General features: G+C 49.0%; 1 protein-coding gene. It reads right to left on the bottom strand.

Translation table 11 applies throughout. The annotated features are described in order from the left end of the window. Positions 1-396: hypothetical protein (locus AN214_RS22790; RefSeq protein WP_161805716.1), on the bottom strand; the 396-nt coding region annotated here is incomplete at both ends.

Raw genomic sequence — 396 nt, 5'->3', positions numbered from 1 at the left:
CCTAAACTCTGCTCAGCACCTTCCTGCTCCGGTCGACCGTTCACGGTCACACTGCTCACCGCATGCGCTTCACCACTCATTAACGACATCACTTTCATGTGACCGGTCAAGAGTACCGCTTGTATTGGGTAGCCCAACTGTCTCGCTAAACCAATCAACTCACTAGAAACCGGATTGAACGGTAAGACTCGATGCTCACCTTGCTCTCCAAGGTGAGTCTCATCACGCTCCTGAGGTAATTGTAATCCTGGCGCCGGCTCAAGCATCTCACTGAAGAAATGCACCGCCTCTTCATTACCCAATAATGCTTGCTCTAATGCGACAAAATTACGGTAGGTCCAATCAGTTTCAATAGGAGCTAAAATTTCTCCCGAGAGCAGCGTTTCATAGTAACGA

It is taken from the genome of Pseudoalteromonas sp. P1-9 (assembly GCF_001399975.1).
Lineage (GTDB): Bacteria > Pseudomonadota > Gammaproteobacteria > Enterobacterales > Alteromonadaceae > Pseudoalteromonas.
Note: the sequence above shows the minus strand (reverse complement) of the source record. Positions and strands in the feature narration are given on the sequence as shown.